The sequence below is a fragment of the Buttiauxella sp. AC038 genome, from assembly GCF_979253565.1.
In genome coordinates, this window is record NZ_CEEDCQ010000001.1 from 3632406 (window position 1) to 3658677 (window position 26272).

A 26272-nucleotide genomic window follows, 5' to 3' on the forward strand; every position below is an offset into this window, starting at 1 on the left:
TGTCAGGCAATAAAAAAACCGGTGAGGAAGCTCATCGGTTTTTTTATTGCCTGAATACAGCGATTACTTATTGTTGGCGCGGATCTCTTGCCAGATTTTATCGCATTTTGCTTTCACGGCCTGGTCATTACCGGTACGTGTTGCCTGAATGCAGTTCTGGTAATCCAGGGTACGAACCGTTTCTTTCTTCGCAAACTCCTGGTGTTCCTTATCCTGAGCCAACACATTCAATACGCTTTGGCAGGCCTGAATTTTATCCGGATTGCCTTCTGCGGTGTTAATACAGGCGCTATACGCTTGTTTTAGTTTTGTGTCTTCCGGAGCCGTTTTAGGTTGTTGCTGCGCACACGCACTTAAACCTAACGCCATCACCACAGTCAGAACGATTTTTTTCATGTTTGATATCCTTAAGAAAACCGGGCGTTTTCACGCCCGGATTCGAATCAGAAGATGGTGAACGGTGCGATGACGATGAATTTCACGTCGCGCTCATCCTGGAAGATGTTGCCGTAACCACCGCCCCAGCTTGGGATGTCTGAATGGTTGTCGTACTGAGTGAAGTGCAGTTTGAACAGCGTGCCTTTCGCACGACCATCCTGAACGGTGTACAACGCATCAAGGCTGTACGCAGATTCTTTCAGGCGATTATCAGCATCGTAGTAACCGTCAGTGGTTGGTTTAGAGCTTGGTTTAGCATCCCATGCGTACACATAAGAAGCACCCACTGCCCAACCTGCCAGGTTCCAATTGCTCAGGTCATACATCGCGCCTGCAAATACTGCTTTTTCACCGTTGGCGTTGAAGTCAGAGCGGTTATCCCACCACACATCAAGACGACCGTTTGAAGATGCATAAGTTGGGGTCATACGCTGCAGGAAGTAACCTTGCTGGCCATCGGCCTTAACAATAGTTCCTTCAAGACGCAAATCAACCTGACCCACTCTGTATCCGAGAGTCAATGCCTGCAACCATGCAGTGCCGTCGTACAGATCGTTAACGCTGCCATCTGAAACTTTGTCACGCGTACCGTAGAACTGGTAGCTGGTTGTTAACGGGCTGCCCGCGATATCAAACTTATAGCTTGCTTTGGTGAAATACTGATCAACGTAGCCTTCAGCCTGCCCAAATGCCGCTTCGAGAATGAAATCATTTTTGAAGTCATACTTCGCGCCAAGAGAGTGTAAATATTCAACTTTGGTTTTTTTGTCGTTCTGATAGAACTTGTCCATTTCCAGGTGCCATGGAGCTTTGTACTCGTTGGTCCACATGTAGGAGAAGCTCAGCGCACCAGAATCGCCGTAATCAAAGTTTGCACCGGCTTCAGCGCCCTGGTAAGTACCAGGCATGAAGCTCCAGTGTGGTGCGAGCAAGGTTTGCCCGGTTGGCTGAATGTAACCGCCACGTGCCCAAACCGGGCCGTATTTGAATTTAGCTGCGGCTTTATAGAGGCTAATACCGCTCTTATCACCTGAGTAATCTTCGTCGTAAGCTTTGTTTACAGAGGAGAATGCGATTTCGTTCGGGTGACCGCTGTTACCATTTTCTGCCATTTCGATAGCAGTAAAGGCCGCAATATCCAGACCGAACATGTCAGCGGCGAAACCAGACTGGAAGTCCAGGTTGGCGTTCCAGGTGGAATGCGCAAGGTTAGTTTCATATTTATCAGTCGTAACATCTTTACGGTCACGCTCACGCTGCCAGTAATAAACACCACCGGTCAGAGTCGAGTCATCAACAAAGCCTGCTGCGCTTGCCTGAGGGATGACTACAAGTCCTGAAAGAGCCGTGACACCTGCAATTGCAAGCGCCAGTGCACTACGTTTGCCACTAAACGTACGCATATATTATTCCTCTTTGACGTATCAATAATCGCCGGACGTTAAAAGACGCCTTATGGCGAAAAAAAGTAAAAATGCCTAACGGCTAAAGCGGTTATGAATATTTGCCCGCATTACTGCTGCCCTTAAGACTATTTTTCGCGACGCGAATTATCAATGACTTTGTAAGAGTTCATTCCGATATTATGACAGAGAGCACATAATTTATGAGCATTTGTAACAAATAACGACACAAGAGTTTTATCTTGATAATTACTATTTATAAAATACAAAACTCCATATGAGAGCGCTCACATAATTAAAATAAGAATTTTTAATGTTCCGAGGTTGACCATAAAAAGTAGAGAGGAAGAAGTGTAAATAACATTAATTCGCAACGCGAATGTGAAGATATATTTAAGCAAATGATTATAAAGCGAAAAAAAACGCCGCAATTTGCGGCGTTTTTGTCAGATATTGACCTAGTAAAAAGGGACTATTCGCCCATTTTCGCCCAAGTATCACGCAAGCCAACGGTACGGTTAAATACCAGTTTTTCGGCAGTTGCATAACGGCTGTCCAGGCAAAAATAACCTTCGCGCTCGAACTGATACGCTTTGCCTTTTTCGGCATTTTGCAGACTTGGTTCGACGAAGCCTTGTTTGATAACCAGTGATTCCGGGTTAATCGTTGCAAGGAAATCTTCTGCAGCCCCTGGGTTTGCAACACTGAAAAGGCGGTCATAAAGGCGAATCTCAACAGGCAATGCATGTTCTGCACTCACCCAATGAATCACACCTTTAACTTTACGGCCATCAGCTGGGTCTTTGCTTAATGTGTCCGGATCGTAGGAGCAATGCAGCGTGGTGATATTCCCTGCATCATCTTTCTCAACGCGATCGGCTTTAATCACATATGCATTACGCAGGCGTACTTCTTTGCCCAACACCAGACGCTTATATTGCTTGTTGGCTTCTTCACGGAAGTCAGCACGATCGATATAGATCTCACGGCTAAACGGCACCTGACGGCTACCCATCTCTGGTTTGTTAGGATGGTTAGGCATCGTTACCATTTCAACTTCACCCTGAGGGAAGTTTTCGATGATAACTTTAACCGGGTCGAGAACAGCCATAGCGCGTGGTGCGTTCTCATTCAGGTCATCACGAATACAAGATTCCAGAGATGCCATTTCAACGGTGTTGTCTTGCTTAGTCACACCAATGCGCTTACAGAACTCGCGAATAGAAGCGGCGGTATAACCACGACGACGCAGACCAGAGATGGTCGGCATACGTGGGTCATCCCAACCCTCTACAACCTTCTCAGTCACCAGCAGGTTAAGCTTACGCTTAGACATGATGGCGTACTCGAGATTCAGGCGAGAGAACTCGTACTGACGCGGATGCGCAGGAATTGTGATGTTATCCAACACCCAGTCGTACAAACGACGGTTGTCCTGGAATTCCAGCGTACAAAGCGAGTGTGTAATGCCTTCCAGCGCATCGGAAATGCAGTGGGTGAAGTCGTACATTGGGTAGATGCACCACTTATTACCAGTCTGGTGGTGTTCGGCAAATTTAATACGATAAATCACCGGATCACGCATCACGATAAATGGCGAAGCCATATCGATTTTCGCACGCAGGCACGCAGTCCCTTCAGCGAACTCACCGTTACGCATCTTCTCGAACAGCGCGAGGTTCTCTTCAACCGTACGGTCGCGATATGGGCTGTTTTTCCCAGGCGAAGTCAATGAGCCGCGATATTCACGAATCTGCTCCGGAGTCAGTTCGTCAACATACGCCAGACCTTTATTGATCAGCTCAACCGCATAGTTGAACAACTGATCGAAATAATCTGAAGAATAACGCACGTTGCCAGACCAATGAAAACCAAGCCATTCAACGTCGTGCTTAATTGAGTCTACGAATTCGATGTCTTCTTTTACTGGGTTGGTGTCATCGAAACGCAGGTTGCACTGGCCTTGATAATCTTGCGCGATACCAAAGTTCAGGCAGATGGATTTTGCATGACCGATATGCAGATAACCATTTGGCTCTGGCGGAAAACGGGTGCAAATACTGTCGTGCTTACCATTGGCCAAATCTTCATCAATAATCTGGCGAATAAAGTTAGTTGGGCGGGCTTCTGCCTCACTCATCGCGGGTTCCTCTGTGCAAAAACTTTAGTTATCGACACATGATCTTATAAGCAAGCGTCGGAAACAACCTTTAGTTGCATAAATAAGGGTATCGGGGAGGACGGACGGGAGGGCATAAAAAAGCGGCTGGAGAAAAGACTCTCCAGCCGCTAAAGGCACAATCTTACCCTTCATACTTCAAGTTGCATCTTTGTTGGCTACGTTCACTCACCCGACAAATCTGCCAGGAGCAGATTTGAACGCTGTGAGTAGCACCCCGAAGGGGTGAGGCCCACGGATGGGCCGAGTAATCAACTTAGTACACTAAGCTCATCGGGACTCGTTCTCTTGCCGCCGCGATGCAACTCGCATTATTTTGGGTACATAACTCAGGAGCGATTATTTGCCTTTAATTTCGTACAGAGGTGTTTGCCCCGCAACAACAGAACCTTGTGCCTGGAGTACCAGACCACTGTAGTCGTCGATGTTGCTACAAACTACTGGGCTAATCATGGAGCGGGCATTAGCATTCAGGAAATCAAGATCCATTTCCAGAATCGGCTGGCCAGCAACCACTTCAGCACCCTCTTCTACCAAACGAGTAAAGCCCTGGCCGTTCAGTGCAACAGTATCAATGCCCATATGGACAACGATTTCTGCACCTTTCTCGGTTTCCAGGCAGAACGCATGGTTGGTATTAAAGATTTTTACGATAGTACCGGCAGCTGGAGCGACAACTGTTTTTCCAGTTGGCTTAACAGCAACACCATCACCAACAGCTTTGCTGGCGAAGGCTTCATCAGGAACCTGATCCAGCGCAACCACATCACCTGTCACTGGTGAAACCAGAGCAGCGATGGTTACAGCATTTGGAACTGCTTGTGGTTTAGCAGCAGCCACTGGCGCCGCGGCAGCTGTACTCACAGGAGCAGCAGCAACTTCACCTACAGTCTTCATAGAGTTGGCGATTTTCTCAGCTACAAAGCCAACAATAATTTGCACGCTGGTTTTGTTCAGACGGATAACACCGGTTGCACCCAGACGTTTCGCCAACGCTTCATTAACCAATGAAGAGTCTTTCACGTTCAGACGCAGACGAGTGATACATGCATCAATACCAGTCAGGTTAGCTGAACCACCTACCGCTGCGATGTACTGACGAGCCAACTCATTAACATCTTGATTGGTATTGCCGCTGACATTCACGTCCTGACCATCAGTTTCATCACCTGCAACAGCCAGTTCACGACCTGGAGTCAACAGATTGAATTTGAGGATAGTGAAACGGAACACAACGTAGTAAATCACGAAGAACACGATGCCTTGCGGAATCAGCATGTACCAATGTGTCGCCAGTGGGTTACGGGTAGAAAGCACCATATCCACCAGACCAGCACTGAAGCCGAAACCAGCAATCCAATGCATGCTTGCTGCGATAAATACAGAGATACCGGTCAGCACTGCGTGAATCAGATACAGAACTGGAGCCACGAACATGAAGGAGAATTCTAACGGTTCGGTGATACCAGTAAAGAAGGCAGCAAACGCACCCGCCATCATGATACCCAATACTTTGGCTTTATTTTCAGGACGCGCGCAGTGGTAAATTGCCAATGCAGCACCTGGAAGGCCAAACATCATGATTGGGAAGAAGCCAGCCTGATAGCGACCAGTAATACCAACGATACCAGTACCTTCAGCGATAGATTTAGCACCGCCAAGGAATTTAGGAATATCGTTAATACCTGCAACATCAAACCAGAACACGGAGTTCAAAGCGTGATGCAGGCCAACTGGAATCAGAAGACGGTTAAAGAACGCATAAACACCTGCGCCAATTGAACCCATTTTCTGGATGTGCTCACCAAAGTTCACCAGGCCGCTGAAAACGATTGGCCAGATAAACATCATGATGAAGGCAACAGCAATCATCACAAATGAGGTAAGAATTGGAACCAGGCGACGACCGCTGAAGAAGGACAACGCTTTCGGCAACTCGACGCTGCTGAAACGGTTGTACAACTCTGCGGAGATAATCCCCACCATGATGCCCACAAATTGGTTTTCAATTTTAGTGAACGCCAATGGAACCTGATCCAACGGAATGTGTTTGATCATGGAAACAGCGGCTGGCGAACAGAGAGTCGTCAAAACCAGGAAACCGACAAAACCGGTTAGTGCAGCAGCACCATCTTTATCTTTGGACATACCGTAAGCCACACCAATGGCAAACAGCACTCCCATGTGGTCAATGATTGCAGCACCAGATTTGATGAACAACGCAGCTAATGCGCTATCACCACCCCAGCTAACCGGGTCAATCCAGTAACCAACACCCATTAAAATGGCTGCGGCTGGTAGCGTGGCTACCGGCACCATCAGCGCACGGCCAACCTTTTGCATATAACCTAGAATACTCACGTTAATTCCCCCTATGAGACCCCGTTAAGGCTCGTTCAAAGCAGTTTTATTATTGTGTAACAAACCTTGAAAGCATGACGAAGATTCGCCAACTTTCAGAGTGTGTGAAAAATTAATTCGTATCGCAAATTAAACACCCTTTTTTTGTGATTAAAATCACCAAATATTGTTATTCCACTCCCCTTTGGCTAGCTATCGACTAAAACTTATTTTATCATCCGAAAAATCAAGACGGATTGATCCCGTAATAACTGGTTCTAAACTGGTTTACCCTTAGAGGGTTCGGATAACAATCTGGCTAAAGCTACTTTCTATTAACTTATGAGGTGAATGATGAGACTGATTCCCCTGGCTACCCCAGCTCAAGTTGGCAAATGGGCAGCACGCCATATCGTTAAGCGTATCAATGCGTTTAATCCGACAGCAGATCGTCCTTTCGTGCTCGGCCTGCCAACCGGTGGTACTCCACTTGAAGCATATAAAGCGCTGGTAGAGATGCACAAAGCGGGCCAGGTTAGCTTTAAAAACGTCGTCACCTTTAATATGGATGAGTACGTTGGTCTGCCAAAAGAGCATCCAGAAAGCTATCATACGTTCATGCACCGCAATTTCTTTGATCATGTTGATATTCCAGCGGAAAATATCAACCTGCTGAATGGCAATGCTGATGATGTTGACGCAGAGTGCCGTCGTTATGAAGAAAAAATTCGTTCATACGGTAAAATTCACCTGTTTATGGGTGGCGTGGGCAACGATGGTCACATCGCGTTCAACGAACCGGCTTCTTCTCTGGCTTCACGTACTCGTATCAAAACGCTGACTCATGACACCCGTGTTGCAAACTCCCGTTTCTTTGATGGCGATGTTACTCAGGTTCCAAAATTTGCGCTGACTGTGGGCGTGGGCACTCTGCTTGATGCAGAAGAAGTGATGATTTTGGTAATTGGTCATCTGAAAGCGCAAGCTCTGCAAGCAGCAGTGGAAGGCAACGTGAATCACATGTGGACTATTAGCTGTCTGCAACTGCACCCTAAAGCAGTCGTCGTGTGTGATGAGCCATCCACCATGGAACTCAAAGTTAAGACGCTGAAGTACTTCAACGAATTAGAAGCAGAAAACATCAAAGATCTTTAAATACTAACTTATACCCTAAATAATTCGAGTTGCAGCCAACATCCCTGCAACTTGAAGTATGAAGGGTATAACCGGGGGTACCTATGTTTGCATTAACTCACGGTCGAATTTATACCGGCCATGAAATTCTTGATGATCACGCGGTTATTATCGCGAACGGCCTGATTGAACGCGTTTGCCCGCGCTCAGATCTCCCTGCGGGTATTGAGACTCGCGATGTGGGCGGTGCAATCATCGCCCCCGGTTTTATTGATGTGCAGCTTAATGGTTGTGGTGGCGTTCAGTTCAACGATTCCGCAGATGCGGTTACCGTTGAAACGCTGGAAATCATGCAGAAAGCCAACGAGCGTTCTGGCTGTACCAGCTACTTACCGACACTGATCACCAGCAGCGATGAGCTGATGAAGCAAGGCGTGAAAGTGATGCGCGAATACCTGGCGAAATATCAGCACCAGGCTCTCGGTCTGCATCTTGAAGGCCCATGGTTAAACATGGTGAAAAAAGGAACGCACAATCCAAGCTTCGTACGTAAACCTGATGCAGAACTAGTTGATTTCCTGTGCCAAAACGCAGATGTGATCACTAAAGTCACTTTGGCACCAGAAATGGTTGGGCCTGAGGTGATTAGTAAACTGGTTGCTTCCGGCATTATCGTTTCAGCCGGGCATTCCAATGCCACTGTAAAAGAAGCTAAAGTCGGCTTCCGTGCAGGCATCACCTTCGCAACCCACCTTTTCAACGCAATGCCGTATATTACTGGCCGCGAACCGGGTCTTGCTGGGGCAATTTTTGATGAGCCAGATGTTTACTGCGGTATCATTGCCGATGGTTTACATGTGGACTATGCCAATATTCGTACTGCGAAAAAGGTCAAGGGCGATAAGCTGTGCCTGGTGACTGATGCAACTGCTCCGGCAGGCGCAAATATCGATGAGTTCATTTTCGCAGGAAAAACAATATACTACCGTGATGGTTTATGCGTAGATGAGAACGGTACGCTGAGCGGTTCAGCCCTGACGATGATTGAAGGGGTGTGTAACCTGGTTGAGCATGCGGGCATCGCATTAGACGAAGTCTTACGTATGGCCACCCTCTACCCTGCCCGTGCAATGGGTGTAGAGCAGCAATTAGGTACTATTGAAGCAGGGAAAGTCGCCAACCTGACGACCTTTACCCGCGATTTTAAAATCACCAAGACCTTTGTTAATGGTAACGAGGTCGTAACTGAGTAATTAAGGCATGACGACTGGCGGACAGGCTCAAATTGGTAATGTCGATCTGGTAAAACAACTGAATAGCGCGGCGGTATATCGCCTGATTGACCAACATGGGCCAATCTCTCGCATTCAGATTGCCGAACAGAGCCAGCTAGCACCTGCCAGCGTCACGAAAATTACTCGCCAGTTAATTGAGCGCGGACTGATCAAAGAAGTTGATCAACAGGCTTCCACCGGGGGCCGCCGCGCTATCTCAATTATCACAGAAACCCGCAATTTCCATGCTATTGGCGTACGTCTTGGCCGCCACGATGCAACCATCACGCTATTTGACCTTAGCGCTAAACCGATTGCCGAAGAGCATTATTCTCTTCCTGAACGAACTCAGGAAACGCTCGAGCATGCACTGCTAAACGCTATTGCCCAATTTATCGAACAAAACACACGTAAAATGCGTGAGCTGATTGCGATTTCCGTAATCCTGCCAGGCCTGGTCGATCCTGAAAGCGGTGTGATTCGTTACATGCCGCATATCCAGGTGAATAACTGGTCGTTAGTCGATAGCCTGGAAAAACAGTTCAAAGTGACCTGTTATGTGGGTCACGATATCCGTAGCCTGGCTCTTGCCGAGCACTACTTTGGTGCAACGCACGATTGCGATGACTCCATTTTGGTGCGAGTCCACCGTGGTACAGGTGCGGGGATTTTGTCTAATGGACGTATTTTTATTGGCCGCAACGGCAACGTTGGTGAAATTGGCCATATTCAGGTTGACCCATTAGGCGAGCGCTGCCACTGCGGGAACTTTGGCTGCCTGGAAACTATCGCCGCCAATGCTGCTATTGAACACCGTGTGCGCCATTTACTTGAGCAAGGTTATAACAGCCGCCTGACACTTGAAGACTGCGATATTACCGCGATTTGTAAAGCTGCGAACAAGGGCGATTCCTTGGCCTGCGAAGTGATTGAACATGTTGGTCGCCACTTAGGCAAAGCCATTTCCATCGCGATTAATCTGTTTAATCCGCAAAAAGTGGTCATTGCTGGGGAAATCATCGAAGCCGAAAAAGTGCTTCTCCCCGCTATCGAAGCCTGCATCAATACTCAGGTATTGAAAGCATTCCGTAAGAACCTACCCGTCGTGTGCTCAAAACTCGATGACCGTTCAGCCATTGGTGCCTTTGCTTTGGTAAAACGTTCGATGCTGAATGGCGTTCTGCTTCAACGTTTGCTGGAAAGTTAATCCAGTCACACGCTTTTTTACGCTATAGTTACGCCTTCTTTACGCCCTCCAGAAATGTGAGCATGAGCTGTTAATGACCATTCAGAATGTAATTTGTGATATTGACGGCGTGCTGATGCACGATAACGTCGCCGTACCGGGTGCTAATGAATTCTTAGCCCGCATCATGGAAAAGGGTATGCCGCTGGTTCTGCTGACTAACTACCCGTCGCAGACAGGTCAGGATCTCGCGAACCGTTTTGCATCCGCGGGTATTGATGTGCCGGACAGCGTCTTTTATACCTCCGCAATGGCAACCGCGGATTTCCTGCGCCGTCAGGAAGGAAAAAAAGCGTACGTTGTTGGTGAAGGCGCATTGATTCATGAGCTGTATAAAGCAGGCTTTACTATCACCGATATCAACCCTGACTTTGTAATTGTCGGTGAAACCCGTTCTTATAACTGGGAAATGATGCATAAGGCCGCCTACTTCGTAGCAAACGGTGCGCGCTTTATTGCGACTAACCCAGATACACATGGCCGTGGTTACTATCCAGCCTGTGGTGCGCTTTGCGCGGGTATCGAGAAAATTTCTGGCCGCAAACCATTCTGTGTTGGAAAACCAAGCCCGTGGATTATCCGCGCAGCACTTAACAAGATGCAGGCGCATTCAGAGCATACCGTTATTGTTGGCGATAACTTGCGTACTGATATCCTCGCAGGCTTCCAGGCTGGTTTAGAAACCATTCTGGTACTGTCGGGTGTTTCGACGCTAAACGACATTGATGCTATGCCGTTCCGCCCTTCCTGGATTTACCCGTCAGTCGCTGAAGTCGATATTATCTAATTCTTGATTCGCCCGGTTTTTGCCGGGCGTTTTATCGATTCAACAATCATTTTATCTTTCACTGAATGCCAGCCTGGCGATTTCACCAATAATTGCTGATCCGCTAATTATTCCGCTCATTTTCTCATCATTTTTCAGTAATCAATAATCACCATTGAACTATTTATCCCTCCAGGGCTAAAGGACTTGCTTTCACATCAATGATTGCGCATTTTCATAGTCATGCGATGCAGCATAACTATTTAATGGCTCAAAGAAGCATTACGGAGAGAGTTCTATGTGTTCAATTTTTGGTGTTCTGGATATCAAGACCGATGCGGTCGAATTGCGTAAGAAAGCACTCGAGTTATCTCGCCTGATGCGCCATCGCGGCCCAGACTGGTCTGGTGTTTACGCTAACGATAAAGCCATTCTTTCCCATGAACGTCTCTCCATTGTTGACGTTAACGCTGGCGCCCAGCCGCTATACAACAAAGAAAAAACTCACGCTCTGGCTGTGAACGGCGAAATCTACAACCATCAGGCTCTGCGTGCAGAATATGGCGACCGTTACGAATTCCAGACAGGCTCTGACTGTGAAGTTATCCTCGCGCTTTACCAGGAAAAAGGCCCTGAATTCCTTGACGATCTGCAAGGTATGTTTGCCTTCATTCTGTATGACGAAAAACAAGACGCCTACCTGATTGGCCGTGACCATATCGGTATCATCCCTTTGTATATGGGTTATGACGAACACGGCAACATGTACGTTGCTTCCGAAATGAAAGCGCTGGTTCCTGTTTGCCGCACTATTAAAGAGTTCCCGGCAGGCAGTTATCTGTGGAGTAAAGACGGTGAAATCCGCAGTTACTACCAGCGTGACTGGTTCGAATATGATGCAGTAAAAGATAACGTGACTGACAAAGACGAATTGCGTCAGGCGCTGGAAGATTCCGTAAAAAGCCACCTGATGTCTGACGTACCATACGGCGTGTTGCTGTCCGGTGGTCTGGATTCATCTGTTATTTCAGCAATTACTAAGAAATTTGCTGCACGACGCGTAGAAGATGAAGAGCGTTCAGAAGCCTGGTGGCCACAACTGCACTCCTTTGCGGTTGGCCTGGTCGGTTCTCCTGACCTGATAGCAGCGCAAGAAGTGGCAAACCACTTAGGTACTGTGCACCACGAAATTCATTTCACCGTGCAAGAAGGCCTGGATGCGATTCGCGATGTTATCTATCACATTGAAACTTACGATGTGACAACCATTCGTGCCTCTACCCCAATGTATTTGATGTCACGCAAAATCAAAGCAATGGGCATCAAGATGGTCCTGTCTGGTGAAGGTTCTGATGAAGTGTTTGGCGGCTACCTGTACTTCCATAAAGCGCCAAACGATAAAGAGCTGCATGAAGAGACCGTTCGTAAGCTGCAAGCTCTGCATATGTTTGACTGTGCCCGCGCTAACAAAGCAATGTCAGCCTGGGGCGTTGAAGCTCGCGTACCGTTCCTGGACAAGAAATTCCTTGATGTAGCGATGCGCATCAACCCGAAAGACAAAATGTGCGGCAACGGCAAGATGGAAAAACATATCCTGCGTGAATGTTTTGAATCTTACCTGCCAGCAAGCGTTGCATGGCGTCAGAAAGAGCAATTCTCTGATGGGGTAGGTTACAGCTGGATAGACACGCTGAAAGAAGTTGCGGCGGGCCAGGTCACCGACCAACAGTTGGAAACCGCAAGCTATCGCTTCCCGTACAACACACCAGGCTCTAAAGAAGCTTATTTGTATCGTGAAATCTTTGAAGAGTTATTCCCACTGCCAAGCGCTGCGCAGTGCGTTCCAGGCGGCCCGTCTGTTGCCTGTTCTTCAGCTAAGGCCATCGAATGGGATGAAGCATTCAAAACAATGAATGATCCATCAGGCCGTGCAGTAGGCGTTCACCAGTCCGCTTACAAATAATTGAGCAAAATGAAACACACGGGCCTACGGGTCCGTTTTTGTTTCTGCAATATACCTCACCTCTTATCTGGGCTTTTCCCTCACATATAACCACGAAATAACCGATTTTTGACGAATATTGCATCAAGCTGTTCGTAAGCTAATCAAACAGACAATTTACGCCAATTTTCGGGAAAAAATTGTTGACGCTAGAAGGCCAACTACGCATAATGCGCCCCGCAACGCCGATAAGGTTACGCAGAAAAAAGAAGGCTACTTAGCTCAGCTGGTTAGAGCACATCACTCATAATGATGGGGTCACAGGTTCGATTCCCGTAGTAGCCACCATTATTCTTTTTTAGCGCGGGAGTGGCGAAATTGGTAGACGCACCAGATTTAGGTTCTGGCGCCGCAAGGTGTGCGAGTTCAAGTCTCGCCTCCCGCACCATTTTAAAGCGTTGCATAGTTGGGGTATCGCCAAGCGGTAAGGCACCGGTTTTTGATACCGGCATTCCCTGGTTCGAATCCAGGTACCCCAGCCAATTTTTTGACATAGCACGTTAGTTTTGTGCGCCCACAGTTGGGGTATCGCCAAGCGGTAAGGCACCGGTTTTTGATACCGGCATTCCCTGGTTCGAATCCAGGTACCCCAGCCAGTCGAAGAATAAAGTTTTAAAATTAGGCTACTTAGCTCAGCTGGTTAGAGCACATCACTCATAATGATGGGGTCACAGGTTCGATTCCCGTAGTAGCCACCATATTTTTGGGGTATCGCCAAGCGGTAAGGCTCTGGTTTCTGATACCAGCATTCCGAGGTTCGAATCCTCGTACCCCAGCCAAAAATGAAAAGCTCGCTTCGGCGAGCTTTTTGCTTTTCTGCATTTGGATAATCTCGTCAGAATATAAGTCGGATGTCGCTAACGCTAATCCGACCCACAAAAACTATCGACTTATAACCCTAACGCATACTTCAGCGCCTGCCGTTTTAGCACGCCTCCGCGTTCTGCCGCCATCAGCCCTAAGTTTCGGATCACGCGCAACGGCCCTAAAGTATTGCTAAAACCTGCGTAGAACAGATCCATACCGCTTTGCATCAGGAAATTATCCGCCTGCCTGCGCGTCTGGTAGCGCTTCAAAATACGTGCATCTGCCCAGTGTTCACCGTAGCTACGTGCTTTAAGCATGACATCCAGCAACGCATCCACATCACGATAGCCAAGATTCACGCCCTGCCCGGCTAACGGGTGGATGGTATGTGCCGCATCGCCGATCAGTGCCAGCCCTTGTTGGGTGTATTGCAACGCATGGCGGCGAGTCAGTGGGAATGCACCGCTGGCGACAGGTGTTACCTGACCTAATCGTTCCGGGAAATTCGCTTCAATCGCCTTTTGCAGCTGCGGCATTGTCATATTCTGCAACTGGCGAATACGGGCCGGAGAGTCGTACCACACCAGCGAAGCCCAGTTATCAAAGAGGGGTAAAAACGCGTGCGGCCCTGCCGGGGTGAAATGCTGCCAGGTGCTATCGCCCGGCGTTTGTTCGCACTTAACCGTAATTAGCATGCACGATTGACGATACTGCCAGGCATGAATACCAATTCCTGCCCAACGTCGTACCTGCGAATTTGCTCCATCCGCACCAATCACCATCGGCACCGTTAAGGTCTGCTCATCGGCAAAATGGAGCGTCCAACGCCCTGCCTGCTGGTGCATGCTGTCAATGCGCGCGGGACACAGCAATCTGACATTTGGATGGGCTTCTAACGCCTGCCATAGCGCGAGTTGTAAAACCTGGTTTTCCACCATATAACCGAGTTCTGGTAGCCCAAGCTCCTGCGCATTAAAGCTAACGTGCGCACTTTCCCACTCCCAGGTTTCGAGCTGGCGATACGCATGGCTACGCATTGCCCGAACGGTATCCCACACACCAAGGGATTTGAGTAACGCGACTGAGGCGCTACTGATGGCCGAGATGCGTACATCAGGTGGGCTTGCGGCATCAAAAGCTGCCGGAGCCTGATGCTCAATCACCGCGACCTGAAAACCATTTTGCGCGAGGCCAAGGGCTGCAGCCGCACCGACCATCCCCCCGCCCACTACCGCAACATCAATTGACTCATTCAACATGATGATTTTGTCCTTAAATTGTCTATGTTGATTCTACCGGATTTTTACGCCAGTTTCGTAGGCTGGTCACATCAAGGCCAAAGCATTACAATACGCCGCCTGAATTCCTGGCTTTAACTGAGCAATGGCAAGTCGATGACAAAAAAACTCCATATCAAAACCTGGGGCTGTCAGATGAACGAATACGATTCATCGAAGATGGCCGATCTGCTGAATAGCACACATGGCTATACGCTTACGGATAACCCAAAAGAAGCGGACGTATTGCTACTCAATACCTGCTCGATCCGTGAAAAAGCCCAGGAAAAAGTGTTCCATCTGCTTGGCCGCTGGAAACTCTTAAAGCGTAAAAATCCCAATATCATTATTGGCGTTGGCGGCTGCGTTGCTTCACAGGAAGGTAAGCTGATTCGTAGCCGTGCACACTATGTTGATATTGTTTTCGGGCCGCAAACGCTGCATCGCCTGCCTGAAATGATCAACAAAGTGAGTGGCAACCGTAGCCCAATCGTTGACGTCAGCTTCCCGGAAATCGAAAAGTTTGACCGTCTGCCAGAGCCAAAAGCCGATGGCCCGACAGCTTTCGTTTCTATTATGGAAGGCTGTAACAAGTATTGTACTTACTGCGTGGTGCCTTATACCCGCGGTGAGGAAGTGAACCGCCCGTGTGATGATGTGCTGTTTGAAATCGCACAGCTCGCAGCGCAAGGCGTGCGTGAAGTGAATCTGCTCGGCCAGAACGTGAATGCTTACCGCGGGCCGACTTTCGATGGCGGTATCTGTTCATTCGCTGAACTGCTGCGCCTGGTGGCTGCAATTGACGGTATTGACCGTATTCGTTTCACCACCAGCCACCCGATTGAATTCACCGACGATATCATCGAGGTTTATCGCGACACGCCTGAGCTGGTGAGTTTCCTGCACCTGCCGATTCAATGTGGCTCAGACCGTGTGCTCAACCTGATGGGCCGTACCCATACCGCGCTGGAATACAAATCCATTATTCGCAAACTGCGCGCCGTACGTCCTGACATTCAAATTAGTTCTGATTTCATTGTTGGCTTCCCTGGTGAAACCCAGCAGGACTTCGAGCAAACCATGAAGGTCATTGGCGATGTGAATTTTGACGTGAGCTACAGCTTCGTCTTCTCTTCCCGCCCAGGCACACCCGCCGCCGATATGGTGGATGACGTGCCTGAAAAAGAGAAATTGCAGCGCCTCTATATTCTGCAAGAGCGTATCAACCAGCAGGCCATGGAATTTAGCCGTAAGATGGTTGGCACCACGCAGCGTGTCCTTGTCGAAGGCACCTCACGCAGAAACATTATGGAGCTGACCGGACGTTCCGAACACAATCGTGGCGTCAACTTTGCGGGCACCCCGGACATGGTCGGTAAATTTGTCGATGTCGAAATTACTGAAGTGGCCACTAACAACTCACTGCGCGGTAAAGTCGTTCGTACCGAAGATGAGATGGGGCTGCGTATTGCCGAGTCTCCGGAGTCAGTAATTGCTCGCACACGTAAAGAGAATGAGATAGGCGTAGGGTTCTATCAGCCTTAGTCCCCCCTAAATGCCCGTGGGTTCGCTAACGCCGTGACCCCATGGGCATTTTCATTGTTTGCACTTGCATTCTGAACAAGCCACCCAAATATCGAAAAGCAGGCTTGCGCCATCCGCCCACGCCGTAAATAATCATTTTTATGGCCTGCATTAATGCAGCAATACATTCTACTGGCCCTGCGAGGATAAGTTTGAATATCGAAACACGTGAAATTACGCTAGAACCCGCAGACAATGCGCGTCTGCTAAGCCTGTGTGGCCCATTTGATGACAACATCAAGCAGCTTGAACGTCGGCTGGGGATCGAAATCAATCGTCGTGACTATCACTTCAAGCTCACGGGCCGCCCGATTCTGGTCAATGCTGCCGCAGATATTCTGCGTAACCTGTATGTCGATACTGCGCCGATGCGTGGTGAAATTCAGGATATAACACCGGAACAAATCCACCTCGCCATTAAAGAAATTCGCGTGCTGGAACAGTCTGCCGAAAGCGTTCCAGAGTACGGAAAAGCGGTCAACATCAAGACCAAACGTGGCGTCATCAAACCACGTACACCAAACCAGGCGCAGTACATCGCCAATATTCTCGACCACGACATCACCTTTGGTGTCGGCCCAGCAGGGACCGGTAAAACTTATCTTGCGGTTGCAGCAGCAGTCGATGCACTGGAACGCCAGGATATCCGCCGCATTCTGCTGACCCGTCCGGCCGTCGAAGCGGGTGAAAAGCTCGGCTTCTTGCCAGGCGATTTAAGCCAGAAAGTGGACCCTTACCTGCGCCCGTTGTACGACGCGCTGTTTGAAATGCTCGGCTTTGAGCGTGTTGAGAAGCTGATAGAGCGCAACGTTATTGAAGTCGCGCCACTCGCCTATATGCGTGGCCGCACGTTAAACGATGCATTCATCATTCTGGATGAAAGTCAGAACACCACCATCGAACAGATGAAAATGTTCCTGACGCGCATAGGCTTTAACTCAAAAGCCGTGATTACCGGCGATGTCACGCAAATTGACCTGCCAAAAAATCTGAAATCGGGCTTACGTCATGCAATCGACGTACTGGCCGAAGTCGATGAAATCAGCTTTAACTTCCTTAATAGTGAAGACGTTGTCCGCCACCCGGTTGTGGCACGTATTGTGAATGCCTATGAAGCGTGGGAAAACGCGGAACAGGTTCGTAAAGATGAACTCGCAGCAGAGCGCAAGCGAGAAGCGATGGCTATTAATGCCGCCGCTCAGGAGAGTAAATGAGTCAGGTTATACTGGATTTGCAGGTCGCGTGTGAAGACGCAAACGGCCTGCCGACGGAAGAACAATTTCAGGCATGGCTTGATGCGGTCATCCCACAATTTCAGGAAGAGTCAGAAGTCACGATTCGCCTGGTGGATGATGCAGAAAGTCACGATTTGAACCTCACTTACCGTGGGAAAGATAAATCCACAAATGTGCTTTCGTTCCCGTTTGAAGCCCCTCCAGGTATTGAACTGCCACTGTTGGGAGACCTGATTATTTGCCGTCAGGTTGTGGAACAAGAAGCAAAAGAGCAACAAAAACCACTGGATGCGCACTGGGCACATATGGTCATCCACGGCAGTTTGCATCTGCTTGGTTATGATCATATTGAAGATGGAGAAGCCGAAGAGATGGAATCCCTGGAAACAGAGATAATGCTTGCTCTTGGGTATGCTGATCCGTACATTGCCGAGAAAGAATAGTCGCTACGGTAAATGATTACCGTAACGCATCAGGTGCAGGCAGCGAGCCATTAACTGCCTGCTATCTATTAATTAACCGAGGGGCCACAAACCTAACGCCATGAGCGACGACAATTCCCAAAACAGTGACACACCTGCCAGTAAGAAGGGATTCTTTTCCCTGATTCTCAACCAGCTATTCCACGGTGAGCCTAAAAACCGTGACGATCTGCTGACACTCATCCGTGATTCTGAGCAAAATGATCTGATCGATCAAGATACCCGCGACATGCTTGAAGGCGTGATGGATATCGCCGACCAACGCGTCCGCGACATCATGATCCCTCGCTCTCAAATGGTAACGCTCAAACACAACCAGACGCTGGACGAATGCCTCGATGTGATCATCGAATCGGCACACTCCCGCTTCCCGGTGATCAGTGAAGACAAAGATCATATCGAAGGGATTCTGATGGCTAAAGATCTGCTGCCGTTTATGCGCAGCGATACTGAGCCATTTAGCATGGAAAAAGTGTTACGTCAGGCAGTTGTTGTGCCGGAAAGTAAGCGTGTTGACCGAATGCTCAAAGAGTTTCGTCAGCAGCGCTACCACATGGCGATAGTGATTGATGAGTTTGGCGGTGTATCCGGACTTGTCACCATCGAAGATATTCTCGAACTGATTGTTGGGGAAATTGAAGATGAGTATGACGATGAAGAAGATGGTGATTTCCGCCAGTTAAGCCGTCACACCTGGACGGTTCGCGCTCTGGCCTCAATCGAAGATTTTAACGACACCTTTGCTACCCATTTCAACGATGACGAAGTGGATACCATTGGTGGATTGGTAATGCAGGCCTTTGGCCACTTGCCTGCCCGTGGCGAAACCATCGAAATTGATGGTTATCAGTTCAAAGTCGCGATGGCAGATAGCCGCCGTGTTATTCAGGTTCATGTCAGAATTCCGGACGACTCGCCACAACCGAAACTGGAAGATTAATTCAAAGATGTCTATAGCCCTACTCCTTCAACGCCAGCGTGTGCGTCTGCTGCTGGCGCTGCTTTTTGGTGCCTGCGGAACGCTGGCTTTCTCCCCTTACGATTTTTGGCCTGCCGCGATTGTTTCTCTGGCAGGGCTTCAAGGGCTGACACTAAATCGACGCGCTATTCAAAGTGCGTGGATTGGTTTCTTCTGGGGGCTGGGGCTATTTGGCTCGGGCATTAACTGGGTTTATGTCAGCATCGCGCAGTTTGGCGGAATGCCTGGCCCGGTTAATATCTTCCTGGTGGTGCTGCTTGCGGCTTACTTGTCGCTGTACACCGGTTTGTTTGGCGGTTTCCTCAGCAAGCTTTGCCCCAAAACCACCTGGTGGCGCGTGGCTATCGCAGCACCCATGCTGTGGCAACTCACCGAATTCCTGCGTGGCTGGGTATTAACTGGCTTCCCGTGGCTGCAATTTGGTTATAGCCAGATTGATGGCCCGCTAAAAGGCATCGCACCGATTCTCGGTGTTGAAAGCGTGACCTTCCTGCTAATGATTATCAGCGGCCTTCTGGTGTTTGCACTGCACGAGCGTAACTGGCGTCCTGCGGTCATTGCCACAGCCCTGCTGCTCCTGCCGTGGCCATTGCGTTCTATTCAGTGGTATCAGCCACAAACTGCACGCACGATTGATGTCGCGATGGTTCAGGGTGATATCCCGCAATCCCTGAAATGGGATGAAAACCAGCTGCTTAATACTCTGAAGATCTATCTCGATAAAACGCAGCCGCAGATGGGGAAATCCCAACTGATTATCTGGCCTGAATCGGCAATCCCGGATCTTGAGATTAACCAGCAGCAATTCCTGACGATGATGGACGACCTGCTGCGCTCGAAGCACAGCTCGCTCATTACCGGTATTGTTGATGCGCGTTTGAATAAGCAGAACCGCTACGACACATACAACACCATCATCACATTGGGTGAAGGCAACCAGTACAGCTATAACAGCGCCGATCGTTACAACAAAAACCATCTGGTGCCGTTTGGCGAGTTTGTGCCGCTGGAATCGATTCTGCGCCCACTGGCCCCGTTCTTTGATTTGCCAATGTCATCATTCAGTCGCGGCCCATATTTACAGCCGCAGTTGGAGTCCAATGGTATTAAGCTGACACCTGCGATTTGCTACGAAATTATCCTGGGAGAGCAGGTGCGCGATAACTTCCGCCCTGATACTGACTTCCTGCTGACTATTTCAAATGATGCATGGTTCGGCAAATCGATTGGCCCATGGCAGCATTTCCAGATGGCACGTATGCGTTCACTGGAGCTGGGTCGTCCGCTTCTGCGCAGCACGAACAATGGTATTACCGCCGTGATTAATGCTAACGGTGATATCGACGCAATGATCCCGCAGTTTACTCGCGAAGTTCTGGAAGCGAAGGTCACGCCAACGCGCGGTATTACGCCATATGCACGCTTTGGCAACTGGCCACTGTGGGGCGCAACACTCATCTTTGGCTTTGCCTCTGTTCTGTTGGCACTGCGCACACGCCGCAAATCCTGATTCTGCATTACCTAAAAATGGCCAGCTCATGCTGGTCATTTTCATTTCTGGCACAACCTTTGCAAAATATTACTCACTAGAAAGATACAAAATGCTGAATCACTACCCTGTGAGCAGCATGAAGCATTGAGATGCACCAAACGATGACAAACCCAGCACCAAAGTAGTGCAATGGAAGATTTTTGCCTCTAAACGGTGCGGCACGCTTCGCAAAAATAAACATCTGGATAGCAAAATCTTTACATTAAGCTAGGTTAAGTGTTAACAAAAAGACAAAGAATTAAGCTTATTCAATAACACACAACAACAAAAATATACCTGGCAGCATTCAGCCACTGCGGCTCGAGGGACGACAGGTAAAACACTCACAACGGGTATCAATGCCTCATGGCATTAAGATAAAGGAGTTGGTAATGCAATTACGTAAACTAGCCTCAGCTTTGCTGGTTATGGGTTTAGGCGCTGGAATCGCACACGCCGAAGATGCTAAACCTGCAGCTCAACAAAGTACTCTTGATAAGATCGCCGCAAACGGCGTCATTGTGGTCGGTCACCGTGAGTCTTCTGTTCCTTTTTCTTACTACGATAACCAACAAAAAGTCGTCGGCTATTCACAGGATTACTCCAACGCTATCGTTGAAGCCGTGAAGAAAAAGCTCAACAAGCCTGACCTGCACGTTAAGTTGATCCCGATTACTTCTCAGAACCGCATTCCATTGCTGCAAAACGGCACCTTTGATTTTGAATGTGGTTCCACCACTAACAACCTCGAGCGCCAGAAACAAGCATCGTTCTCTGACACGATATTCGTCGTCGGTACCCGTTTGCTGGTTAAGAAAGGTGGCCCGATTAAGGACTTCGCTGACCTGAAAGGCAAAGCAGTTGTTGTGACTTCTGGGACCACTTCTGAAGTTCTGCTGAACAAGCTGAATGAAGAGAAGAAAATGGATATGCGTATCATCAGTGCTAAAGACCATGGTGACTCATTCCGCACTCTGGAAAGCGGTCGTGCCGTTGCCTTTATGATGGATGATGCCCTGCTGGCTGGCGAACGTGCTAAAGCGAAGAAACAGGATAACTGGGAAATCCTCGGCACTCCGCAATCCCGCGAAGCCTACGGCTGTATGCTGCGTAAAGACGACCCAGAGTTTAAGAAGCTGATGGATGACACCATCGCTCAGGCACAGACATCTGGTGAAGCGGCGAAATGGTTTGATAAGTGGTTTATGAATCCAATTCCACCGAAAAACATCAACATGAACTTCGCTCTGTCTGACGACATGAAAGCCCTGTTCAAAGAACCAAACGATAAAGCACTGAACTAAACATACCCATTAGCATTCGAGTTGCAGGTAGGCGGCCAGTGAGCTTATCCCGATGAGCTTACTTCAGTAAGTGATTCGGGTAAGTGAGTGCAGCCAACACCCCTGCAGCTTGAAGGATGGTGGGTATAGAACAAGGGGCCGGGATGACCCAGCCCTCTCGATTGACGAACTGAAGCTCGGACAGACTATGCGTCGGATGGCCGTTCCCCATCCGGCGTGAAAGTACCCCCAAAATCTCAGGCATAGATCTGAAATCGGGGTACAAGCTTCTCATCAATCTTCGAGGGTAGCGCAGCTCGCTACCCTCAATTTTTTCTCGGAGTATGTTATGTCTATAGACTGGAACTGGGGAATATTTCTACAGCCCGCCCCGTTCGGCAACACCACCTATTTGGGCTGGATTTGGAATGGCTTCCAGGTCACCGTCGCCCTGTCCATCTGTGCATGGATAATCGCTTTCCTCGTCGGCTCTCTGTTCGGCATTTTACGTACCGTTCCCAATAAATGGCTGTCGAGCCTTGGCACGCTGTATGTCGAGTTGTTCCGTAACGTGCCGCTTATCGTGCAGTTCTTTACCTGGTACTTAGTGGTGCCGGAATTACTGCCTGAAAATCTCGGCATGTGGTTTAAATCTGAGCTTGACCCGAATGTTCAATTCTTCTTGTCATCGATGATTTGCCTTGGTTTGTTTACCGCAGCTCGTGTATGTGAACAGGTCCGTGCAGCCATTCAGTCACTGCCTCGCGGGCAAAAAAATGCCGCACTGGCGATGGGTTTGACGCTCCCACAAGCTTACCGCTATGTGCTGCTACCAAACGCCTATCGCGTAATCGTGCCGCCAATGACATCTGAAATGATGAACCTGGTGAAGAACTCAGCTATTGCATCAACCATCGGCCTGGTCGATATGGCGGCGCAGGCGGGTAAATTACTGGATTATTCCGCACACGCTTATGAATCCTTTACAGCAATCACCCTCGCGTATGTCCTCATTAACGCTGTGATTATGCTGGTGATGTATGTCGTTGAACGCAAAATTCGCCTGCCTGGCAATATGGGAGGCAAATAATGTACGAGTTTGACTGGAGTTCTATTCTCCCCGCGATGCCTTATCTGATGCAGGGGTTGATCATTACCCTGAAAATCACCGTTACGGCGATTATCTTCGGTATCGTGTGGGGTACGCTGCTGGCGGTGATGCGCCTGTCGCCGATTAAGCCCATAGCCTGGTTTGCCAGCGCCTACGTCAACGTTTTCCGCTCTATCCCGCTGGTGATGGTGCTGCTGTGGTTTTATCTGGTTGTGCCAGGGATCCTGCAAAAAGTGCTGGGGCTTTCACCGCAAACAGATATTCGACTGATCTCTGCCATGGTGGCGTTTTCAATGTTTGAAGCCGCCTACTATTCAGAGATTATTCGTGCCGGTATCCAGAGTATCTCTCGAGGGCAGTCCAATGCCGCCCTTGCGCTGGGGATGACGCACTGGCAATCAATGAAACTGATTATCCTGCCACAGGCGTTCCGCGCCATGGTGCCATTGCTGTTAACGCAAGGTATCGTCTTGTTCCAGGATACGTCACTGGTATATGTGTTAAGTCTGGCTGACTTCTTCCGTACCGCTTCCACCATTGGTGAGCGCGACGGAACCCAGGTCGAAATGATCCTGTTTGCCGGTATGGTGTATTTCGCAATCAGCCTGAGTGCTTCGCTGTTGGTCAGCTACTTGAAGAAAAGGACAGTGTGATGATTTCCCTGAAAAATGTTTCTAAATGGTATGGTCACTTTCAGGTGCTAACCGACTGCTCAACAGAAGTCAAAAAAGGTGAAGTGGTGGTCGTTTGTGGGCCATCGGGTTCCGGTAAATCAACGCTTATCAAAACGGTAAATGGACTTGAGCCGGTGCAAAAAGGCGAGATCGTGGTTAACGGCACCCAGGTTAACAACAAGAAAACCAATCTTGCTGAGTTACGCTCGCACGTCGGAATGGTGTTCCAACACTTTGAGCTGTTCCCGCATCTGTCGATTATCGAAAACCTGACGCTTGCTCAAGTAAAAGTGCTCAAACGCAACAAAGAAGAGTCGCGTAAAAAAGGGCTGAAACTGCTCGAGCGCGTTGGGCTAACCGCTCATGCCGATAAGTTCCCGGCACAGCTGTCCGGCGGCCAGCAGCAGCGTGTCGCCATTGCGCGTGCGCTGTGTATGGACCCCGTGGCAATGCTGTTTGATGAACCGACCTCGGCCCTTGACCCTGAGATGATCAATGAAGTGCTGGACGTTATGGTTGAGCTGGCAAACGAAGGGATGACCATGATGGTGGTGACCCACGAGATGGGCTTTGCCCGTAAAGTGGCAAATCGCGTGATATTTATGGATGAAGGGAAAATTGTTGAAGACTCGAATAAAGAGGATTTCTTCAACAACCCACAATCTGAGCGTGCAAAAGACTTCCTGGCGAAAATCCTGCACTGATTCGGTATTAAGTCGCACAATCACCCTCTCGAGCGGTGGTTGCGCGGCAAAATCACTTCATAGTCTCGTTCATTAACGCTGTGACTTTATTCATCACCGGACCTGCGTCCTTCACGCCTTTACTCTCTTGCTCTTTCACCCATTTGCTTTGCACATCCTGGTAATGGGTCGCCGTTTCCCAATGCTTAACTTCATCAGGTTTCAGCTCGCGAATAGCCACGCCGTTATCACGCAACTCACTCACCATGCCATCGAAACTGCTGTCCATAACCGAGCCTAAAGTTTGATACGCTTTTTGAGCGGCGCGTTGAATGGCTTGCTTGTCTTGATCGGCAAGTTTATTCCAGGTGTCTTTATTCATCACCAACGGATAAACATGGCCCAACCACAGATCTTTGGAGATCAAAACATTAGGAGCCGTTTTATGCACGTTGAGCTCAAAACCGCTGTCGACGTTAACCATTAATCCGTCCAGACTTCCCGCTTTCAGCGCGTCATAAATTCCCTCGCCCCACGGCATAGAAACGGGAATTGCACCGCAATTTTTCAGGAAATCCTGATGCCAGAAACTGGCTGAACGCCACTTTGTTCCTTTGATATCACCTAATGCGCTCAGGGGTTTAGTACTGAAAAAAGCCACGGGATAGCCGGTCGCAAGGAAGATGTTAACCACATTTTGCTTTGCTAACTCAGCCTGGAACTCAGGGATAGTGGCGTAAGCCTTGCGGAAAAACTCAACCTGTTTTTCACCCGTTGGCCCAACAGGGAAACTTTTGAAGATCTGCTGCAGGGGAAATTCCTTCGCCGTGTATTCAGGCACCACGATTGCCATATCAGCAACCTTCCCTTCTTTAACGACACCCAGAGCATCATAGCTACGAGCCAGTTCACTGTTCCAGTGATCGTCAACCTTCAGGCGGCCGTGCGATTCCTTCTCAATTTCGGTAAAGAAAACGTTCTTGATAAAGCTGGTGCGCATCCCGCCCAGTGGTTCATGGTCGGAGTATTTCAGGATTTGAACTGCCGATACCGTGGTGGGCATCAGCATCATGGTGAGGAAGACGGCCAGAATTTTTCTGGCCAGGGGTTTTCGTTGCATTGCGGTTCCTTCGCGTTGTGAAAATTAAGGTTCAAATGGGCGACGGCTAAACTGGTTATGCCCACATTTCGGGCAAACGGGCAGCACATCAGGGGTATAAATCGCCAGGTGGAAATGGCAGTTCTCGCAAACCAAATTGCCAAGGCCGACCACTTCACCGCTATGATAAACGCCGTGGTGGTTGAGGTCCTGGAAAACTTCGCGCCATTCGAGCTGCGTTTTGTCGGTGATATCAGCCAGTTCCTGCCAAAGACTCTCTTTAATGACGCGCATGAAGACGCTGTCGGTAAATTCATCCTGGCTTTCGTTATAACTGCGAGCAAACTCTTCTAAATCACGGCGGACTGCACGCGTCACTTCATCTACTTCGGTACGAGTCAGCTCCCCGGTTTCGTTCATGCGTTTACGCGCGCTGTCGACCAGTTCGTCAATATCGCGCTCTCCATTGCGTAACCGTTCGGTGAGTGAGGCCACCAGTTCACGGTAAAATTGAGCAACCTTGTTCATCGTCTACCTGCCTCCTTGAAGAGTTTCATGCGTTCAGTGTCATGTAACTGACTATAATAGTAGACCTTAATCGGGCATCTCTTTGTTAGATTGACCACAAGCAAGGTAAATATCTGCAAATGAGAAATGGTGATCACGGCCCTTGAAAGGCTGTTTTGCCGCACTCTTATCGGCTATGCTATGCGGATCAAATCACACGTTAGGAATGAAACCTAAC

The 26272-nt window shown here is 48.9% G+C and carries 21 protein-coding genes and 6 tRNA genes; 20 read left to right on the forward strand and 7 right to left on the reverse strand.

Going from position 1 to position 26272, the window contains the following annotated elements:
- Window positions 1-63 precede the first annotated feature (63 nt).
- The 4 genes from chiQ to nagE all read right to left on the reverse strand — a co-directional run bounded on the left by chiQ (window position 64) and on the right by nagE (window position 6381).
- Window positions 64-396, reverse strand: coding sequence for a ChiQ/YbfN family lipoprotein (gene chiQ, locus AC0IXI_RS17330; protein ID WP_134183753.1), 333 nt, complete (start codon window positions 394-396; stop codon window positions 64-66).
- A gap of 47 nt (window positions 397-443) precedes the next feature.
- Window positions 444-1841, reverse strand: coding sequence for a chitoporin ChiP (gene chiP / locus AC0IXI_RS17335; protein WP_134183755.1), 1398 nt, complete (start codon window positions 1839-1841; stop codon window positions 444-446).
- Window positions 1842-2313: 472 nt separating this feature from the next.
- Window positions 2314-3981 carry a glutamine--tRNA ligase gene (glnS, locus tag AC0IXI_RS17340; protein WP_134183758.1) on the reverse strand — a complete coding sequence of 556 codons (1668 nt, stop codon included), beginning with the start codon at window positions 3979-3981 and terminating at the stop codon, window positions 2314-2316.
- Between the two features lie 378 nt (window positions 3982-4359).
- Entirely contained in the window at window positions 4360-6381 is a 2022-nt protein-coding gene (nagE, locus tag AC0IXI_RS17345; RefSeq protein ID WP_074392049.1) for an N-acetylglucosamine-specific PTS transporter subunit IIBC, read from the reverse strand.
- Between the two features lie 333 nt (window positions 6382-6714).
- Between nagE and nagB the strand changes: the two genes are divergently transcribed.
- The 11 genes from nagB (at window position 6715) to AC0IXI_RS17400 (ending at window position 13561) form a co-directional block, all read left to right on the forward strand.
- On the forward strand, window positions 6715-7515 hold the full coding sequence (gene nagB / locus AC0IXI_RS17350) for a glucosamine-6-phosphate deaminase (RefSeq protein WP_064517071.1): 801 nt from the start codon (window positions 6715-6717) through the stop codon (window positions 7513-7515).
- 83 nt (window positions 7516-7598) lie between these two features.
- On the forward strand, window positions 7599-8747 hold the full coding sequence (gene nagA / locus AC0IXI_RS17355; protein ID WP_134183760.1) for an N-acetylglucosamine-6-phosphate deacetylase: 1149 nt from the start codon (window positions 7599-7601) through the stop codon (window positions 8745-8747).
- A gap of 7 nt (window positions 8748-8754) precedes the next feature.
- Window positions 8755-9975 carry a DNA-binding transcriptional regulator NagC gene (gene nagC / locus AC0IXI_RS17360; RefSeq protein ID WP_064517067.1) on the forward strand — a complete coding sequence of 407 codons (1221 nt, stop codon included), beginning with the start codon at window positions 8755-8757 and terminating at the stop codon, window positions 9973-9975.
- Between the two features lie 73 nt (window positions 9976-10048).
- The gene (locus AC0IXI_RS17365; protein ID WP_034456689.1) at window positions 10049-10801 is read left to right on the forward strand and encodes an HAD-IIA family hydrolase; all 753 of its coding nucleotides are present in this window, start codon (window positions 10049-10051) and stop codon (window positions 10799-10801) included.
- Between the two features lie 277 nt (window positions 10802-11078).
- On the forward strand, window positions 11079-12743 hold the full coding sequence (gene asnB, locus AC0IXI_RS17370; RefSeq protein WP_064517065.1) for an asparagine synthase B: 1665 nt from the start codon (window positions 11079-11081) through the stop codon (window positions 12741-12743).
- Between the two features lie 250 nt (window positions 12744-12993).
- Window positions 12994-13070, forward strand: a tRNA-Met gene (locus AC0IXI_RS17375).
- Between the two features lie 15 nt (window positions 13071-13085).
- Window positions 13086-13170: transfer RNA gene (locus AC0IXI_RS17380), tRNA-Leu, on the forward strand.
- Window positions 13171-13189: 19 nt separating this feature from the next.
- A tRNA-Gln gene (locus AC0IXI_RS17385) sits at window positions 13190-13264 on the forward strand.
- Between the two features lie 39 nt (window positions 13265-13303).
- Window positions 13304-13378, forward strand: a tRNA-Gln gene (locus AC0IXI_RS17390).
- A 25-nt stretch (window positions 13379-13403) separates the two neighbouring features.
- Window positions 13404-13480 (forward strand) — tRNA-Met (locus AC0IXI_RS17395).
- Between the two features lie 6 nt (window positions 13481-13486).
- Window positions 13487-13561: transfer RNA gene (locus tag AC0IXI_RS17400), tRNA-Gln, on the forward strand.
- A gap of 111 nt (window positions 13562-13672) precedes the next feature.
- Here AC0IXI_RS17400 and ubiF read toward each other — a convergent pair.
- On the reverse strand, window positions 13673-14848 hold the full coding sequence (ubiF, locus tag AC0IXI_RS17405; RefSeq protein ID WP_471682836.1) for a 3-demethoxyubiquinol 3-hydroxylase: 1176 nt from the start codon (window positions 14846-14848) through the stop codon (window positions 13673-13675).
- 135 nt (window positions 14849-14983) lie between these two features.
- Between ubiF and miaB the strand changes: the two genes are divergently transcribed.
- The 9 genes from miaB (at window position 14984) to AC0IXI_RS17450 (ending at window position 24449) form a co-directional block, all read left to right on the forward strand.
- A complete protein-coding gene (miaB, locus tag AC0IXI_RS17410) occupies window positions 14984-16411 on the forward strand; it encodes a tRNA (N6-isopentenyl adenosine(37)-C2)-methylthiotransferase MiaB (protein ID WP_064517061.1) in 1428 nt (475 codons plus the stop codon).
- Window positions 16412-16602: 191 nt separating this feature from the next.
- Complete coding sequence (locus AC0IXI_RS17415) at window positions 16603-17664, forward strand: PhoH family protein (protein WP_064517059.1); 1062 nt, start codon at window positions 16603-16605, stop codon at window positions 17662-17664.
- Window positions 17661-18128: an rRNA maturation RNase YbeY gene (gene ybeY, locus AC0IXI_RS17420; RefSeq protein ID WP_413497979.1), complete on the forward strand. Its 468-nt coding sequence runs from the start codon at window positions 17661-17663 to the stop codon at window positions 18126-18128. The genes AC0IXI_RS17415 and ybeY overlap by 4 nt, the downstream gene beginning before the upstream one ends.
- A 100-nt stretch (window positions 18129-18228) precedes the next feature.
- Entirely contained in the window at window positions 18229-19107 is an 879-nt protein-coding gene (gene corC, locus AC0IXI_RS17425) for a CNNM family magnesium/cobalt transport protein CorC (RefSeq protein WP_034494022.1), read from the forward strand.
- Between the two features lie 7 nt (window positions 19108-19114).
- A complete protein-coding gene (lnt, locus tag AC0IXI_RS17430) occupies window positions 19115-20656 on the forward strand; it encodes an apolipoprotein N-acyltransferase (RefSeq protein WP_471682837.1) in 1542 nt (513 codons plus the stop codon).
- A gap of 413 nt (window positions 20657-21069) precedes the next feature.
- Window positions 21070-21981 carry an amino acid ABC transporter substrate-binding protein gene (locus tag AC0IXI_RS17435; protein WP_151992880.1) on the forward strand — a complete coding sequence of 304 codons (912 nt, stop codon included), beginning with the start codon at window positions 21070-21072 and terminating at the stop codon, window positions 21979-21981.
- 328 nt (window positions 21982-22309) lie between these two features.
- The gene (locus tag AC0IXI_RS17440; protein ID WP_034456698.1) at window positions 22310-23050 is read left to right on the forward strand and encodes an amino acid ABC transporter permease; all 741 of its coding nucleotides are present in this window, start codon (window positions 22310-22312) and stop codon (window positions 23048-23050) included.
- A complete protein-coding gene (gltK, locus tag AC0IXI_RS17445) occupies window positions 23050-23724 on the forward strand; it encodes a glutamate/aspartate ABC transporter permease GltK (protein ID WP_134183770.1) in 675 nt (224 codons plus the stop codon). Before AC0IXI_RS17440 ends, gltK begins: the two co-directional genes overlap by 1 nt.
- On the forward strand, window positions 23724-24449 hold the full coding sequence (locus AC0IXI_RS17450; RefSeq protein ID WP_232864269.1) for an amino acid ABC transporter ATP-binding protein: 726 nt from the start codon (window positions 23724-23726) through the stop codon (window positions 24447-24449). Before gltK ends, AC0IXI_RS17450 begins: the two co-directional genes overlap by 1 nt.
- A gap of 52 nt (window positions 24450-24501) precedes the next feature.
- On the opposite strand, the gene dctP is transcribed toward AC0IXI_RS17450, so the two are convergent.
- Window positions 24502-25548 carry a TRAP transporter substrate-binding protein DctP gene (gene dctP / locus AC0IXI_RS17455; protein ID WP_471682838.1) on the reverse strand — a complete coding sequence of 349 codons (1047 nt, stop codon included), beginning with the start codon at window positions 25546-25548 and terminating at the stop codon, window positions 24502-24504.
- Window positions 25549-25572: 24 nt separating this feature from the next.
- On the reverse strand, window positions 25573-26055 hold the full coding sequence (locus tag AC0IXI_RS17460; protein ID WP_064517046.1) for a zinc ribbon-containing protein: 483 nt from the start codon (window positions 26053-26055) through the stop codon (window positions 25573-25575).
- Between the last annotated feature and the right edge of the window lie 217 nt (window positions 26056-26272).

Excerpts from the sequence above, each read along its gene's own strand:
- chiQ (WP_134183753.1), bottom strand. The coding sequence starts at position 396 with ATGAAAAAAATCGTTCTGACTGTGGTGATGGCGTTAGGTTTAAGTGCG.
- chiP (WP_134183755.1), bottom strand. The coding sequence starts at position 1,841 with ATGCGTACGTTTAGTGGCAAACGTAGTGCACTGGCGCTTGCAATTGCA.
- glnS (WP_134183758.1), bottom strand. The coding sequence starts at position 3,981 with ATGAGTGAGGCAGAAGCCCGCCCAACTAACTTTATTCGCCAGATTATT.
- nagB (WP_064517071.1), top strand. The coding sequence starts at position 6,715 with ATGAGACTGATTCCCCTGGCTACCCCAGCTCAAGTTGGCAAATGGGCA.
- nagA (WP_134183760.1), top strand. The coding sequence starts at position 7,599 with ATGTTTGCATTAACTCACGGTCGAATTTATACCGGCCATGAAATTCTT.
- nagC (WP_064517067.1), top strand. The coding sequence starts at position 8,755 with ATGACGACTGGCGGACAGGCTCAAATTGGTAATGTCGATCTGGTAAAA.
- AC0IXI_RS17365 (WP_034456689.1), top strand. The coding sequence starts at position 10,049 with ATGACCATTCAGAATGTAATTTGTGATATTGACGGCGTGCTGATGCAC.
- asnB (WP_064517065.1), top strand. The coding sequence starts at position 11,079 with ATGTGTTCAATTTTTGGTGTTCTGGATATCAAGACCGATGCGGTCGAA.
- ubiF (WP_471682836.1), bottom strand. The coding sequence starts at position 14,848 with ATGTTGAATGAGTCAATTGATGTTGCGGTAGTGGGCGGGGGGATGGTC.
- miaB (WP_064517061.1), top strand. The coding sequence starts at position 14,984 with ATGACAAAAAAACTCCATATCAAAACCTGGGGCTGTCAGATGAACGAA.
- ybeY (WP_413497979.1), top strand. The coding sequence starts at position 17,661 with ATGAGTCAGGTTATACTGGATTTGCAGGTCGCGTGTGAAGACGCAAAC.
- corC (WP_034494022.1), top strand. The coding sequence starts at position 18,229 with ATGAGCGACGACAATTCCCAAAACAGTGACACACCTGCCAGTAAGAAG.
- lnt (WP_471682837.1), top strand. The coding sequence starts at position 19,115 with ATGTCTATAGCCCTACTCCTTCAACGCCAGCGTGTGCGTCTGCTGCTG.
- AC0IXI_RS17435 (WP_151992880.1), top strand. The coding sequence starts at position 21,070 with ATGCAATTACGTAAACTAGCCTCAGCTTTGCTGGTTATGGGTTTAGGC.
- AC0IXI_RS17440 (WP_034456698.1), top strand. The coding sequence starts at position 22,310 with ATGTCTATAGACTGGAACTGGGGAATATTTCTACAGCCCGCCCCGTTC.
- gltK (WP_134183770.1), top strand. The coding sequence starts at position 23,050 with ATGTACGAGTTTGACTGGAGTTCTATTCTCCCCGCGATGCCTTATCTG.
- AC0IXI_RS17450 (WP_232864269.1), top strand. The coding sequence starts at position 23,724 with ATGATTTCCCTGAAAAATGTTTCTAAATGGTATGGTCACTTTCAGGTG.
- dctP (WP_471682838.1), bottom strand. The coding sequence starts at position 25,548 with ATGCAACGAAAACCCCTGGCCAGAAAAATTCTGGCCGTCTTCCTCACC.
- AC0IXI_RS17460 (WP_064517046.1), bottom strand. The coding sequence starts at position 26,055 with ATGAACAAGGTTGCTCAATTTTACCGTGAACTGGTGGCCTCACTCACC.